General features: G+C 59.0%; 12 protein-coding genes. 2 read left to right on the forward strand and 10 right to left on the reverse strand.

What is annotated here, in order from left to right:
* Nucleotides 1-2: 2 nt before the first annotated feature.
* From ACQZ6D_RS15990 to sppA, 10 genes are all read right to left on the reverse strand, one after another.
* On the reverse strand, nt 3-2831 hold the full coding sequence (locus ACQZ6D_RS15990) for a [protein-PII] uridylyltransferase (protein ID WP_111782851.1): 2829 nt from the start codon (nt 2829-2831) through the stop codon (nt 3-5).
* Between the two features lie 95 nt (nt 2832-2926).
* On the reverse strand, nt 2927-5578 hold the full coding sequence (mutS, locus tag ACQZ6D_RS15995; RefSeq protein ID WP_083211593.1) for a DNA mismatch repair protein MutS: 2652 nt from the start codon (nt 5576-5578) through the stop codon (nt 2927-2929).
* 190 nt (nt 5579-5768) lie between these two features.
* Nucleotides 5769-6650: a l-ornithine N(alpha)-acyltransferase gene (olsB, locus tag ACQZ6D_RS16000; protein WP_003514771.1), complete on the reverse strand. Its 882-nt coding sequence runs from the start codon at nt 6648-6650 to the stop codon at nt 5769-5771.
* A 95-nt stretch (nt 6651-6745) separates the two neighbouring features.
* Complete coding sequence (locus ACQZ6D_RS16005; RefSeq protein ID WP_065703732.1) at nt 6746-8977, reverse strand: hybrid sensor histidine kinase/response regulator; 2232 nt, start codon at nt 8975-8977, stop codon at nt 6746-6748.
* A gap of 55 nt (nt 8978-9032) precedes the next feature.
* Nucleotides 9033-9521 carry a signal peptidase II gene (gene lspA, locus ACQZ6D_RS16010; RefSeq protein ID WP_003514769.1) on the reverse strand — a complete coding sequence of 163 codons (489 nt, stop codon included), beginning with the start codon at nt 9519-9521 and terminating at the stop codon, nt 9033-9035.
* On the reverse strand, nt 9521-10381 hold the full coding sequence (locus ACQZ6D_RS16015) for a TrmH family RNA methyltransferase (RefSeq protein WP_065703730.1): 861 nt from the start codon (nt 10379-10381) through the stop codon (nt 9521-9523). The genes lspA and ACQZ6D_RS16015 overlap by 1 nt, the downstream gene beginning before the upstream one ends.
* Complete coding sequence (locus ACQZ6D_RS16020) at nt 10378-11511, reverse strand: class I SAM-dependent methyltransferase (RefSeq protein WP_038489658.1); 1134 nt, start codon at nt 11509-11511, stop codon at nt 10378-10380. The genes ACQZ6D_RS16015 and ACQZ6D_RS16020 overlap by 4 nt, the downstream gene beginning before the upstream one ends.
* A 93-nt stretch (nt 11512-11604) precedes the next feature.
* The gene (locus ACQZ6D_RS16025) at nt 11605-11946 is read right to left on the reverse strand and encodes a LapA family protein (protein WP_003514766.1); all 342 of its coding nucleotides are present in this window, start codon (nt 11944-11946) and stop codon (nt 11605-11607) included.
* A 64-nt stretch (nt 11947-12010) separates the two neighbouring features.
* Nucleotides 12011-12337 (reverse strand): integration host factor subunit beta, encoded by a 327-nt coding sequence (locus ACQZ6D_RS16030; RefSeq protein ID WP_219256707.1) that lies wholly within the window; start codon nt 12335-12337, stop codon nt 12011-12013.
* A gap of 2 nt (nt 12338-12339) precedes the next feature.
* Nucleotides 12340-13293 carry a signal peptide peptidase SppA gene (gene sppA, locus ACQZ6D_RS16035; RefSeq protein ID WP_038489656.1) on the reverse strand — a complete coding sequence of 318 codons (954 nt, stop codon included), beginning with the start codon at nt 13291-13293 and terminating at the stop codon, nt 12340-12342.
* Between the two features lie 249 nt (nt 13294-13542).
* Here sppA and lptC point away from each other — a divergent pair, with 249 nt between their 5' ends.
* Together lptC and ACQZ6D_RS16045 are read left to right on the forward strand one after the other, a co-directional pair.
* The gene (lptC, locus tag ACQZ6D_RS16040; protein ID WP_038489653.1) at nt 13543-14208 is read left to right on the forward strand and encodes an LPS export ABC transporter periplasmic protein LptC; all 666 of its coding nucleotides are present in this window, start codon (nt 13543-13545) and stop codon (nt 14206-14208) included.
* A 13-nt stretch (nt 14209-14221) separates the two neighbouring features.
* On the forward strand, nt 14222-14788 hold the full coding sequence (locus ACQZ6D_RS16045) for an LptA/OstA family protein (protein WP_003514763.1): 567 nt from the start codon (nt 14222-14224) through the stop codon (nt 14786-14788).
* The last annotated feature ends 7 nt before the right edge of the window (nt 14789-14795 follow it).

The following is a 14795-nucleotide window of genomic DNA, read 5'->3' on the forward strand; positions in this document are numbered from 1 at the left end:
TTTCAAGCCTTTGCCGTGCGCGTGGCCGGCAGCGCCGCCACATCGGGATGGGCGATGATGCCGTTTGGCATGCGATCGCGCAATTCGTCTTCCTGCTCGCTCATCACGGCCTTCAGACGCGTGGCAATGCTGGCCTGCCGGTTGTCATTGGTGACCTTCTGGCCGAAGAGATCCGTCACGTAGAATGTGTCGATGACCTTCTCGCCAAAGGTGGTGATGCGTGCGGAATGAATATCCAGCGACAGATCGGCAATGACAGCCGTCATATCCGCCAGAAGCCCCGGCCGGTCGAGGCACTCGACCTCGATAACGGTGAACTTGTTCGAAAGCCCATTGGAAATGATGACGGAGGGCGGAATGGTGAAGGCGCTTTTCTTCCTCCGGCTCTTGGTGCGGGTGGCAATCATTTCCGGCAGGCGCTGACGACCGGACAGAACCTCTTCGATCAGCTTGCCGACATTGTTGCCGCGCCGCGTCTCGTCTTCGTCGATCGGAAATTCGCGGTTGATCAGGATCGTATCGAGCGCCCGCCCATCGGATGTGGTGAAGATTTGCGCGTCGGCAATGTTGGCGCCGGCCGCAGCGCAGGCGCCGGTAATGATCGACAGCAGGCGCGGATGGTCGGGCGCCAGCACGGTGATTTCGGTGATGGCGTGGAAGGAATGTGTGCGCACCATGGTCGACAGCGCCTTTTCCTGCTTGTCGGCCTCGCGGATGAAGCGGGTGTGACGCACCTGATCTTCCAGCGCCACCGTCAGCAGATAGGGCTCATAGTGCAGCTTGGTGTATTTGCGCCGTGCCTTGTGGCCCCAGTCTTCCAGCGCGTCGTAAAGCGCCTGACGGGCAATATGCGCCCTTTCCTTGCGTGAGACTTCCGAAAAGCCACCGGAGAGAAGCAGCTCGGTCTCGTAATAAAGAGAGCGGAGCAACTGACCCTTCCAGCCGTTCCAGACACCCGGACCGACCGCGCGGATATCGCAGACCGTCAGGATAAGCAGCATCTTCAGCCGCTCCATGGATTGTACCTTGTCGGCGAAATCGGTGATGGTCTTGCGGTCGTGCAGGTCGCGCGTCTGGGCGACCATGGACATCAGAAGATGCTGCTCGATCAGCCAGACCACCATTTCGGTCTGCTTGCCGGTCAGCCGGAAACGCTGGCAAAGCTTGCGGGCCACGCGCGCACCGGCAATCGAGTGATCCTCCTGCCGGCCCTTGGCCACATCGTGCAGCAGAACGGCCACATAAAGTGCCTCACGCTCCTCGACACCCGGCATCAGCTGGTTGGCAAGCGGATGGGCATCCACAGCCGTCCCCTTGTCCACCTCCGACAGTACGCCGACCGAGCGGATCAGATGTTCGTCCACCGTATAGTGATGATACATGTTGAACTGCATCATCGCGACGATCTTGCCGAATTCGGGAATGAACTTGCCGAGGACGCCAGCCTCGTTCATGCGCCGCAAGGTGAGCGCCGGATCACGCCTCGAGGTGAGGATCGCCAGAAACAGCCGGTTCGCCTCCTCGTTCTCGCGAAGCCCGTCATTGATCAGCGACAGCGACCGGGTAACGACACGCAGCGCATCCGGGTGAAGTTCGAGATTGTTGATATCGGCGATATGAAAGAGCCGGATCAAATTGACCGGATCGTTTTTGAACACGTCCGGCTTGGCCAGCGCGATGCGGCCGCGATCCTCAACGAATTCAACAGAACCGGGAATTTTGCGGACGCGGTGGGCAAAGCGGCTGAGAACACCCGACAGGCCCGGCACGTCCTTTGCTTGCCTGTCCTCCAGTGCGGCGCAGACGATGCGGGTCAGGTCACCCACGTCCTTCGCCACCAGGAAGTAATGCTTCATGAAACGTTCGACGGCGGAAAGCCCGGGGCGTGGCTGATAGCCCAGCGCATCGGCGATCTCGCGCTGAATGTCGAAGGAAAGGCGCTCTTCCGCCTTGTTGGTGATGAAATGCATCTGGCAACGGACGGCCCAGAGAAAATCATCGGCCTTTTCGAACAGCCTGAGTTCGCGCTTAGACAGGACGCCAAGCTTGACGAGATCGGCTGTATCGCGGACATGGTAATAATATTTGGCGATCCAGAACAGCGTGTGCAGGTCGCGCAGGCCGCCCTTGCCTTCCTTGACGTTCGGCTCCACCAGATAGCGCGTATCGCCCGCCTTGCGGTGACGCTGGTCACGCTCGGCCAGCTTGGCGGCGATGAATTCCGGCCCGGTACCGGTGACAACTTCCGACTCGAAACGTTTTTCGAGATCATCGGTCAGGGATTTTTTGCCGCAGATTGCCCGCACTTCCAGAATGGCGGTGCGGATAGTCATATCGGATTTCGACAGGCGGACGCACTCATCCACCGTGCGCGTGGCGTGGCCGACCTTGAAGCCGAGATCCCAGAGCAGATAAAGCACGAACTCCACGGCCTTGTGCATATCCGGCGTGTTCTTGGCCGGCAGCAGGAACAGAAGGTCGATATCCGATCCCGGCGCCAGCGTGCCGCGACCGTACCCCCCCACCGCTGCAACGGCGATTTGCGGCGCGTCTTTCGGATAGACATATTGGCAGGCGAGATCATAGAGGATTTCGATCAGCCGGTCCTGGAGCCAGGAGATACGTCGGGCGCAATCGATGCCGCTGCCGTCGGATTTCAGCAGTTCGCGAGCCTTTTCCCGGCCTTCCGTGCTGGCCTTGCGAAAGATCGGCAGCAGGTCTGACCTGACATCGGCGATGCGCTTGCCGTCGTTCTTGAAGATGATGTCGCATTCGCGCTTCAGCGCCGAAACATCGAGAATTTCGGAAAAATCCAGGTCCTTGATGGCCATTTATGCCGTTATCCATGTCCTGTGGGAAAGCCACCGCTTGCGATGGGATTGTCCTATAGCGAGTTTCAAAGGCGATGGACAGGCAGTCTATCCTCTTAAGCCTTGCCAAGTTCTTTCTTTAACGCATAGAGCGCGTCCAATGCCTCACGCGGCGTCATTTCGTCCGGGTTGAACCCCTTCAAAGCTTCTTCCACCTTCGATGGTCCAGCCTTGCGGGTTTCCTCACGGCGAACCGCGATCTGGAACAGCGGAAGATCGTCGATCAGCTGACTGGCCGGGTTCTTTCGATCGGCATCTTCGAGCTTCGTCAGCACCTCACGGGCGCGCTCCACCACCGATGCCGGAAGTCCGGCGAGCCTTGCCACCTGAATACCGTAGGAACGATCCGCAGCACCCGGTCCGACCTCGTGCAGGAAGATGACATCACCCTCCCATTCCTTCACCCGCATCGTGGCATTGGAAAGGCGACCAAGTTTTTCCGACAGCACCGTCAGTTCGTGGAAATGCGTGGCGAAGAGGCCACGGCAACGATTGACCTCGTGCAGATGCTCGACCGCCGCCCAAGCGATCGAAAGGCCGTCGAAGGTTGCCGTGCCACGGCCGATCTCATCCAGAATGACCAGCGAGCGATCCGTCGCCTGATTGAGGATGGCGGCCGTTTCCACCATTTCCACCATGAAGGTCGAGCGGCCACGCGCCAGATCGTCGGACGCGCCGACGCGGGAAAACAGCCGGTCTACGATGCCGATATGGGCGGCTTCTGCCGGAACGAAGGAGCCGATCTGCGCGAGGATGGCGATAAGCGCATTCTGACGCAGGAAAGTCGACTTACCGCCCATATTAGGGCCGGTCAGCAGCCAGATCGCACCATTTTTGCCGCCCTCAGCAGCCGACAGATCGCAATTATTGGCGATGAATGGCCCAGCCGACTGACGCCGCAGGGCCTGTTCAACCACCGGATGGCGCCCGCCTTTGATCGCGAAGGTCATGGAGGCATCAACGATCGGGCGGCAATAGGCCTGTTCGGTAGCGAGATAAGCAAGGCTTGAGGCGACATCGATCACCGCAAGCGCCAGCGCACCCGCCTTGATCGCCTCCGCCTGCTGCACCACGGCCTCGACCATGCGCTCGAAGGCTTCCAGCTCCATGGTCAGGGCTTCTGCCGCGGCATTGGCGATGCGGCTTTCGAGATCGGCAAGCTCGGTGGTGGTGAAGCGCATGGCGCCGGCCATGGTCTGGCGGTGGATGAAGCGCGCCTTCGCCTCATCCGTCGCCATCATGACATCGGCGTTGCCCGCCGTTACCTCGATGAAATAACCAAGCACGTTGTTATGCTTGATCTTGAGCGACTTGATGCCGGTTTCCTCGGCATATTGCAGCTGCAGCCCGGCGATCACCCGGCGCGACTGGTCACGCAATGCGCGCACCTGGTCGAGTTCGGGATTGGCGCCTTCGCGCAGGAAACCACCGTCGCGTTTCAGAAGTGGCAGATCGTCGGCCAGCATCGATCCGAGCATGGCTTCCAGCCCGCCCGGCAAAGCCTTCAGATCCGCAAGTGCAGCAGCAAGCTCCTCCGGCAATAGTCCCTGATCGAGAATGGCGGCAATTCTCTCGGCCGACGCCAGGCCCTGCCTGATCGCCCCGAGATCGCGCGGGCCACCGCGCTCCAGCGCAAGACGGGAGAGCGCGCGCGGCATATCGGCAACCTGTTTCAAGGCATCGCGCAGGCCATCGCAAAGGGAGACGTCATCAATGAGATAGGCGACCGCATCGAGACGGGCATTAACCCTTTCCGGATCGGTCAAGGGAGACATCAGCCGCTCGGCCAGAAGCCGCGCACCGCCGCCCGTGACCGTGCGGTTGAGGGCATGCAGGAGCGATCCGTCCCTTTCGCCCGAGAGCGTCTTCACCAACTCCAGATTGGCGCGGGTCGCGGGATCGATGAACAGCGTGGAGGCAGCGCTTTCGCGTTCCGGCGCACCAAGCGGCGGGCGCTCGGCAATCTGGGTCTTTTCAACATAGGCAACCGCGGCAGCGGCAGCGGCCATCTCCACGCGCGAAAATGTGCCGAAACCATCGAGGGTCGAGACGTTGAAGTAACGCGCGATCCGCCCTTCCGCCGTAGCGCTGTCGAACAGAATGGCCGGCTGCGGCACGGCGACACGGCCAAGCATATCGAAAACCGGTCGCAGCTCTTCGTCATGGAACAGACTGTCGGCAACGATCAGCTCACGTGGATCGATGCGCCAGATATCAGCGAGGAGCCGCGTCAGCGTGGTTTCCGCCAAGCGGAAGACGCCGGTGGAAATATCAATCCAGGCAAGCGCAAACTGTGCCTCCGCACTGCCGCGAATACGAGCGAGCGCCATAAGATAGTTGGATTCCGTCGGCGACAGCAGCTTTTCTTCGGTGAGCGTGCCGGGCGTGACAAGCCGCACCACATCGCGTTTTACCACGGATTTCGATCCGCGCTTCTTCGCCTCGGCCGGGTCCTCCACCTGCTCGCAGACGGCGACGCGATAACCGCGCAGGATGAGCTTCTGGAGATAATCATCGGCGGCGTGAACGGGAACGCCGCACATGGGAATATCCTGCCCCATATGCTGGCCGCGTTTCGTCAGCGTGATGCCGAGCGACCGCGAGGCTTCCACCGCATCGTCAAAGAACAATTCGTAAAAATCGCCCATGCGGTAAAACAGCAGCGAACCGGGGTTGTTCGCCTTGATCTCGATATATTGCTCCATCATGGGAGTGGCCGTGGCGCGGCTCTCTTCCGAGATCAGGGAAGCGGTGGTCAAAACGTCCGTCAATGGCTTGCCGATGTCATATCGTGTTGCGGAAAGGGAGCGCCGACACTAGCGGCAATGGCCGCACCAAGACAACACACACGGCACCGCTGCCCACAGGAACATCCCGCTAGATCCGAGTTAAAACCGGTCAGCCGTTGATGCGCTCGGTCTCGCCGCCGTAATAGCTGATGTAGCGGCCGGCGATAGAGGAAACCGGCAGGACCACGAGAACATCTGTCGTGTTGAAGGCATGGTCCACCACGGCGCCGGAGCCGAACATGGCGCCGAGACGCATATAGCCCTTGATCAGCGGCGGCATGGCGTTCAGCGCCTTGCGGGCGTTCAGCGCCTCAGCCGGTACCAGGTCCATCTCGTGATAAAGCTCGGGAAGAGCGGAAGCCGCCCACTCGCCCTTTGCAACGCAATTGTGATGCAGGAAGGACAGAGCAAGCGCGTGGGCTTCCGGCTGCACGCCGGGGAACGAAGCGCAACCGATCATGGCATCCATGCGGTGTTTCACGGCATAGGCCCAGTTGCCCTGCCACAAAAGCTCAACCGTGCGCTTGGTGCGATATTCCGGCAGCACGCAGGAGCGGCCAAGCTCCATGAAGCGCTTGCCCGGATGGCGCGCTACCAGCCCGGCGATGTCGAATTCGCTTGCGGAATAAAAACCGTTATTCGCGAGTGCAGTTTCCTGACGTAACAGACGGTAGGTACCGACGATCTGGTCCTCGCTGTCGCCTTCAATCGCCTTGTCGAGCACGAGCAGATGGTCGCAGACACTGTCCCAGGCGTCGATGTCGCGCTTGCGGCGCATGGCGTCTGCGGGAAGGCGCGCCTTCATTTCATCAACGAAAACCCGGTAACGCACGGACTGCGCCGCGTCGATCTCTCGCTCGTTTCTTGCGAGCCGTGTTTCCAGCGAGCCGATACGGCCGAAAAGCCCCTCATTGTCCTGAGCGGTGTCTGGACGAGGATGAATAACAACTTTGTTTTCACAAATGTCGTGACTGTAGATTTCGGCAACCATGGGGAATCGCTCCGCCACCAAAAGATTTTTCCTGTCATAAATCACTAATTGACGACAGAATAGTGACAAAATGCAGCCATTGCGAGTCTCTCAAGTCATGATGGCAACAGGCGTTTCGCCTCCAGCAAGCGGCGGATTTCCTCCACCAGTCGTCTCGGGTCGGCAGGCTTGGTCAAAACCTTGGCCGCACCGGCATTCAGCAGGATTTCGGCGGTTTCAACGCTCGCATCGCCGCTGAGCACGATGAGCGGAATATTTCTTCCGCCCTTCAGCGTGCCGAGAAGCTCCGGCAGCACCTCAAGCCCCTCGCCGCCCGGCATATTGAGATCGGATATGATGAGGTGCGGCAGGCGGGTTGTGCCCGGCGCCACGGCTTCCTGCAGGGCCTGAAAATCGTCGACACCGCGCACGATGTAACCGCTTTTTTCCAGAACGGCCCGGATGATGCGCGCATTGACGGCGTCGTCCTCGGCCACGAGGATATCGATACCGCTTACCCCTTCCGTCACCCGTGACGAAAACCCCACATCCGGATAGTTGTCGTTGATGGCATCGCGCCGTTCTATGCCGCGCAGACGGCCGCAGAGGACGTCAATAAGAGACTTTTCGCGCAGCGGCCGGATCAACCAGGCGTCGAAGGACGCATGCATGGTCGACGCCCGCTCTTCGGGACTGACCAGCAACGTGCGGCGGACATTCTGTTGCGGCCAATCCCTTAGCGCGTCTCTGAACAGAGGCGAAATACGCCTGTCGACAATGATATCGGTGAGATCGGCAGCTGTACCGTGCAGCCTTTCCAAGTCCTCCGGTTCGTGGATAAGAGCGCATTTACCGCCGAAAGCCTCGATCGCCTCCATCGTCACCGTTGCTGCCACGCCCCTCGGCGCGACCAGCAGGACATTGGTATGCTGCAGGCAATGGTGCCGGTCCGGGTCCGGCGTGCCGGTGGACGAACTGCCCGGACGGAATGCCAGCTTGAAGGTGCTGCCCTCACCCTTGCGGCTGAAGACCGTGAGGCTGCCGCCGAATTCCCGCACGATGCGGGCGGAAATCGCGAGCCCAAGCCCTGTTCCCCCACTTTGTTGCGACATCGGGCCTGCCTGTTCGAATTCGCCAAAGATACGGGCTTGTTCCGCTTGGCTCATGCCGGGGCCGGTGTCCTCGACGGTGATATGCAATTCGCCTTCAACCATGCGCGCTCGGATGACGACCCCGCCCACCTGCGTGAATTTGACGGCATTGCCGAGGAGGTTGAACAGAACCTGACGCAGCCTTGCCGGATCGAAATCCAGATAATCAGGCACATCCGGCGTGACGAAGGAGGTGATTTCGATGCCCTTTTCGTGGGCGCGATGCGCCAGCATCTCGACAATGCTCTCGATCAGCCGGCGCAGGTTTTCCGCACGCGGATTGAGTTTGAAACGGCCCGCCTCCATGGTCGAATAATCCAGCAGGTCCTCGACCAACTGTACCAGCGACTGACCGGACTGCTTCATGCCGTCGAGATAATTACGTTGCTCTTCATTGAGCTTCGTCTGCGATAGAAGATGGTTCATGCCGAGCATGCCGGAAAGCGGCAGACGGATCTCGTGGCTAACAGTTGCCAGCAGCCTTGCCTTTTCGGCATCGGCCTTTTCCGCGCGTAACCGGGCGTTTTCCCGCTCGCCGAGTGCCAGCCGCTCCTCGGTGACATCTCTCGCGATGCTGCTGATGAGAAGACGACTGCTTGCCAGATCGCGGGTGACGACATCGTGCCAGGAGAAAATGCGCTGACCGAACGGGGTCGCGATTTCCACATCATAAGCGTGGGCCTTGTCGCCTGGCCGGAAAGCGATGCCGATTTCCTCACAGCTCAGCCCTTCGGGTGCCGAGCAGCCCGTCACTTCACGAAAAACCGCATTCGCCTCGACGATGCGCCGATCCATATTGCGGATGACGATGATATCGCCCATGGCCTCCTGGATCTCGGCAATCAGCGATCGGTTTTGAGTTTGGCGTAGCCGTACATCCAAATCATCTGCAGATAGTTTGCCGGGATACTGGAAGGATTTGCCGAACATGGCGTAGGACAGGAGACCGACCAGCACCGCACCGAAGAAGGATGCCAAGGCGACGGTGACCGCATAAGGCACCGCAAGCGCGATCAAGGCCGCGGAGAAGGCACCCACCGACAATGACGCGGCAACGTATAGCGTGATCGATCTGGCATCTATCCCGCGCCCCGCACCGCCATGGTGAGATGTCGTGTCGACGCGATCCGCCGGCTGCGCCGGGGTGGCGGCGAGGCCATCTGAAACTTTTTCCCGCAGTCTTGCCAGTTCGCTCATGCACAACCGCTACCACGGCAGCGGTTTTGATATGTTTGGCTCAAACGCTAAAATTTTACTTTTTAGCCGCCCGGGCGTGCAGAAACTCATCGAGAATGACGCAACCGGCACCGATTGTTATGAAAGTGTCGGCCAGATTGAAGACCGCGAACGACCATGTATCGGTGTGAAACAGGATGTAGTCGATGACGTGACCGTAGAAAAAGCGGTCGAGAAGATTGCCAGCCGCTCCAGCGATGATGAAGGCGAAGCCAAGATGGGCAAAAGTCCGATCCGCCGCCGTCTTGCGCCAGAGCCACAGAACGAAGACCACGATGACGAGCCGCATGCTGACGATGAACCAGCCGTGCATGTCCGCCAGCATCGAAAACGCCACACCGAGATTATAGGTGCGGTAAAGCGCCAGGAACGGAATGACCGGCACCATCTCCTGCAACGGCAGATAGGTCTCGACCAGTTGCTTGACGACCTGGTCCAGCACAAGGGCAGCAACGATAAGCGCGAAAGCCGGGCCAAATTTCGAAAACAACGCCGCTTTGGCCATTACTTCACCGGTGCCAGTTCGAGGAGATGTCGCCGCGCCTCGAAAAGCATGACAGCGGTTGCGATGGCGAGATTGAGACTATCGGCACGGCCCTGTTGGGGAATGCGCGCCAGTTGGTCGGCCCTGCCGGCCAGTTCAGGCGGCAGGCCGGATTGTTCGTTACCCATCAAAAGCACGACGGGCTTTCCGGCGTAATCGATTTTTCGATAATCCACCGACCCGGCAAGATGGGTGGCAACGACACTGACATTGGCTGATTTTTTCCATGAGAGGAATTCCTCAACCGAGGCGCGGGTAACGGGCGTAGCGAAGACCGAACCCATGGTCGCACGCACCGTTTCCAGCGAAAACGGATCGGTGCAATCGCCGACCAGAATGACACCTGAGGCACCCGCCGCATCCGCCGTGCGGATGATGGTGCCGAGATTGCCGGGATCACGCACCCGATCGAGCGCGATATAGGTCTCGCCTTTTTCCGGACGGATATCTTTCAATGGCTTCCATCTCTGGTCAAAGATGCCAACGACCATTTGCGGATTGTCGCGTCGGGTGATCGAGGCGATGACTTTTTCGCTGACTTCGAGCACCAGACCGCCCGAAGCGACCGTCTTTACGGCCGCCTGCTCCACCAGCGGCTTGCCCTTGGCCGCCTTGGCGTAAACCAGGGTGCGGATGGTCCAGCCCAGTTCGAGCGCGTCGATAACCAGCTTCAGGCCTTCCGCCATGAAGGTGCCGGTCTCTTCCCTGCCCTTTTTCTGGGTAAGCGCCTTGATATCCTTGATGATGGGATTGGCAAGGCTGGTGACTTCCTTGACCTGGCCAACCCGGCGCGTCGTGTTTTCGCGCATGTCGTTCGTCATTTCGGCTCCCAGCGGCTGAACAGCGATGTGGAAAGCACCCGGCCCGGCGTCTTGCCATCAAGCCCGGCCTCGCGAATGACGAGCTCGCCGGACGCAACGACGCCACCGGCGCCGCGCATGATTTCGCGCATCAATTCATGCATCGAATAGAAGCTGGCCCTGATAGAATAGGCCGTCAGCACCAGACCGAGCGCTTTGGGCGACAGGATTTCCCGGCAGATATCGAGCATCAACGGAAGATGGTCGAACAATTGCCAGATTTCACCATGGGTGCCGCGGCCGAATTTCGGCGGGTCGGTGAGAATGATGTCGTAGGTGCTGCCGCGACGCTCCTCGCGCTGGATGAACTTCATCGCGTCTTCGCAAATCCAGCGGATCGGCGCCTGTTCGAGCCCGGCAAGCGCCTGGTTCTCCTTTGCCCAGCCGATCGCTTTCTTGGAGGCGTCGACATGGGTTACTTCAGCGCCTGCAGCAGCGGCGACCAAAGAAGCGACGCCGGTGTAACCAAACAGGTTCAGGACTTTCAGCGGCCGGTCAGCCGTTTCAACGGCATTTTTCAGCCATTCCCAGTGGACAATCTGCTCCGGGAAGACGCCGACATGCCGGAAGGCCGTGAAACGGCCGAGAAATTCGACGCCGAGCAGCGACAGTGGCCAGGTTTCGCCAAGTGCTGCCTTTGGAAAACGCCAACGGCCCATGCCGTCTTCATCCGTGTCGCCGGTAAAAATGGCGTCGGCATTCTGCCATACGCGGTCGGGAACCGACGGCTGCCAGAGAGCCTGCGCCTCGGGACGGACGACGCGATATTCGCCGTATTGTTCAAGCTTCAGGCCATTGCCGCTGTCGATGAGATGAAAATCACCCGCGCCACTCGATTCCAGAATAACCGGAACCTGTTCTGCGGGACGTTCGCCGGTGCGATGCTTGAGGGGCCGCGCAGGCACCTGCTCAACGGCCGGTACTGGGGCTATTTTTTCCCTCGGCGCAGATTTGGGCGCGCTGCGCACCGCGTCCGGCTCGCGCTTTTTCGGTGCCGCATCCATTCGCCGTGCCGGCTTTGCGGCATGAACCTGTTTTTTCTCGCTCCCGGCACGCACGCGATTGCCCGGCCGGCTGTCTTTTTTCTTCAATGGAAATCTTTCCGCTTCTGCCCGCGTCTTATCGCGCCAGCAAATAGCATTCCAAGCGTCGCTCGACTAGAGCCGCAACGAATGTCGGCACCATCACTTTGCCGGGAGTTGGCCCGCATTCGGAAGCTGCGCGGCTGTTGCCGCTTTGTGCCGGTTCGCCTCGTCATGCCAGCGAACGGCTTCCTTCGCCTCGATACGGGCGCGCTTGCGATGCTTGCCCTGCGCAAACCATGTGGCGGAAGATCCCAGAAGCACACCGAAAATGACGGCCAGAAACAGGAACACGAAAAACGGCGCGGTGAAGGAAAGTACACCATCCTCCGGCCGGAACGGATTGAGCGCGAGCGTCACGGACTGACGATTGGCCACGCACAGGATGACGAGGATAATCGCCAGCGGAAGCAGGATGATGAGGTTGATGATTTTTTTCGACATCCGACATTACTCCATCGCGGCGTGCATTCCCTCGGCTCCGTTTCCGGGGCGGCGGTGAGAACGATCAATCGTCCTCTTCGTCACCCATACCGGGGTTCAGGCGCTCACGCAGTTCCTTGCCCGTCTTGAAGAAAGGCACCCATTTTTCCTCAACGAAAACCGATTCACCCGTGCGCGGGTTCCGACCGGATCGCGAAGGACGGTTCTTCACCGAAAATGCGCCGAAACCACGAAGCTCGACACGATTTCCCGCTGCCAAGGCATCGGTGATTTCATCCAGCACCGCATTGACGATATTTTCCACGTCACGGTGATAAAGGTGCGGGTTACGCGCAGCAACGATCTGCACCAGTTCAGACTTGATCACGGTTGCCCCCTGAAAGAATTGGATTTTTAATGCGGCTCAACCTGCCAAACGGAAACAAGACCGTCAAGAAACAACTTGTCCGCACCGAGCTGACCGGAGCCCGCAAATGGGATTAAATCGTCATATCCCAGAAGCTTCGCTATTTGCGCAACACTGAAAAGCGAAAAAGGCGAACTGGAAGACGGTGCGCGCCATTCCACGATCGGCAAATCCTTGGCAACACCGCGCGTTTCGAAATAGCCGCGAATTTCCTTTTCGCCGCCAAGCGTGTCGACCAGCTTGTTGGCGAGCGCCTGTCTGCCCGTGAAAATCGATCCGTCCGCCAGTTTCAACACATCCTCGCGCGGCAATTTGCGGCGATCGGCCACAAGATCGACGAACCAGCCGTAGCTGTCCATCACCATGGAACGGATCATCGTCTTCGCCTCTTCGGGCGCCTCGTGGAACGGCGAAGGCTCCGCCTTCATCGGAGAGGACTTTATTTCCTGCAGCGAGACGCCGAGCTTATCCATCAGCTGGCCGATCTGGGGATATTGAAAGATCACGCCGATAGAGCCGGTGATCGAGGTTTCGCCAGCGATGATGACGTCGCCTGCAGATGCGATCATATATCCAGCGGAGGCGGCAAGCGTGCGGACATCGGAGACCACCGGCTTCTTTTCCGCAACGCCGCGAATGGCCTTGAAGATGCGCTCGCCGCCATAGGTGGTGCCACCGGGCGATGAAATCGAAACGATCAGCCCTTTGACATTGTCACTCTTGGCAATCTTGTCCAGCCGCTCCAGAAGTTCGGTATTGTCCTGGATCAGCCCGGAGATCTGGACACGGGCAATATGGGGTCTCTCGCTTTGCTGCGGGGTGGCCCATAAAAACCGGTAGAGGCCGAAAATGCCGGCGACAAACAGAAAAACAGCGGCAATCCGCCAGAAAGTCAGCTTGCGGCGCAATCGTCTGCGATCCGCTATCGCCATATTATCCATCGAAAACCCCTGCCTTCCGGCATTTGAAGCGTAATGTAAGTGTCATGGCCATATGGTTCTTCTAGCGCGAAGCCGCAAGGAAACAATAAGGAAACCAGAATTACGATTAAATTCGCATTTCCCTTGCACCTTTCCAGACAAAAACCATATTGGCAGGACACAGCACTCATGCCAAAGACATCAAGATAAACATATAAGCTTCAGTTGCGCGCCAAAGTGGCGCCCAGGAAGTTTTCCGGACCCACTCTTATGCTCGAAAGACTCCGCCAACCCGCGCCAGCGTTTCCGCTGCCCAATGACCAGAACGGCGCTTACGAGCGCGCGCTGAGGCATTCCGCGCGCGTGAAGCGGCTGAAAATCATTCTGCCGCTCGGTGCGGCGATCATCTCGTTTGCCTTCGTCGCCGTTTCGCTCATTCGCACCTGGGCGCCCGAAGAGGTTTCGCTTGAAAGCGCAAGGATCGAAGACGGCAAGATCGTGATGGAAAAGCCGGCCGTTGCGGGCCGCAACGAGAAGGGGATCGACTACTCCATGAACGCAGACCGTGCGTTGCAGGATATCGCCAACCCCAACCTCATGACGCTCGAAAGGGTTCTGGCTGCGGTGCCTGTGAACGACAGCGTCGCCCAGGTGGTCGCCAAGGAAGGCATTTTCGACCGGGCCACCAACACGCTGAAGATGACCGCCCCTTTTGACATCAATCTCAGCAATGGCATACAAGCGAAGTTCCAATCTGCGGATGTCGATCTGAAGGCTGGAAAAATGAGCAGTAAAGAGCCGGTTTCGATCAAAACAAACGACGGCGCCATTGTTGCGCAATCGATTGATATCGCGGATAATGGCAAGACTATTACATTTTCGGGGCAGGTACGCGCACGTATCGCTGCATCCAATATCAAGAATGAAGGCAAGTGAGAGCCCGGTCCAGATGATGCAAATTTCCCGTCCCGTTTCCCTTGGCAAATCCGCAGGCGTTACAGCCGCAGCTTTTGCTTTTTCCTGTCTTGCAACCGTGGCTTTCGCTCAGAACACCACCAGCAACATGACAGGCGTCAAGCTCTCCGGCGACCAGCCGATCGCTATCGAAAGCGATCAGCTCGAGATTCGGGACCAGGAGCGCAAGGCCTATTTCACCGGTAACGTGAAAGTTGTGCAGGGCACCACCACCCTTCAGGCCGGCAAGATGACGGTCAATTACAAGGGTGAAGGTTCCTCGCTCACCAGCGGTGACGCCAATATCGAAAAAATCTTCGTCGACAATAACGTCTACCTGACGTCCGAGACGCAGAAGGCCACGGCCGATCACGGCGAATTCGACATGGCGGCGCAGACCTTCATTCTGACCGGCAAGCAGGTTGTGCTGTCCGAGGGCGCGAATGTCTTCACCGGCTGCAAGCTCACTGTTCTGATGAATTCGGGGCAGGCAAAGCTTGAAAGCTGCGGCGGCCCTGTCCGGATCATGCTCGATCCGAAATCGCAGCAGAAGAAACAGTAGTCTTACC

Source organism: Agrobacterium sp. 22-3639C2 (assembly GCF_053522105.1).

What these genes read in the sequence shown, in the direction of transcription:
- ACQZ6D_RS15990 (WP_111782851.1), bottom strand. Translation starts at nt 2,831, where the DNA reads ATGGCCATCAAGGACCTGGATTTTTCCGAAATTCTCGATGTTTCGGCG.
- mutS (WP_083211593.1), bottom strand. Translation starts at nt 5,578, where the DNA reads ATGATGGAGCAATATATCGAGATCAAGGCGAACAACCCCGGTTCGCTG.
- olsB (WP_003514771.1), bottom strand. Translation starts at nt 6,650, where the DNA reads ATGGTTGCCGAAATCTACAGTCACGACATTTGTGAAAACAAAGTTGTT.
- ACQZ6D_RS16005 (WP_065703732.1), bottom strand. Translation starts at nt 8,977, where the DNA reads ATGAGCGAACTGGCAAGACTGCGGGAAAAAGTTTCAGATGGCCTCGCC.
- lspA (WP_003514769.1), bottom strand. Translation starts at nt 9,521, where the DNA reads ATGGCCAAAGCGGCGTTGTTTTCGAAATTTGGCCCGGCTTTCGCGCTT.
- ACQZ6D_RS16015 (WP_065703730.1), bottom strand. Translation starts at nt 10,381, where the DNA reads ATGACGAACGACATGCGCGAAAACACGACGCGCCGGGTTGGCCAGGTC.
- ACQZ6D_RS16025 (WP_003514766.1), bottom strand. Translation starts at nt 11,946, where the DNA reads ATGTCGAAAAAAATCATCAACCTCATCATCCTGCTTCCGCTGGCGATT.
- sppA (WP_038489656.1), bottom strand. Translation starts at nt 13,293, where the DNA reads ATGGATAATATGGCGATAGCGGATCGCAGACGATTGCGCCGCAAGCTG.
- lptC (WP_038489653.1), top strand. Translation starts at nt 13,543, where the DNA reads ATGCTCGAAAGACTCCGCCAACCCGCGCCAGCGTTTCCGCTGCCCAAT.
- ACQZ6D_RS16045 (WP_003514763.1), top strand. Translation starts at nt 14,222, where the DNA reads ATGATGCAAATTTCCCGTCCCGTTTCCCTTGGCAAATCCGCAGGCGTT.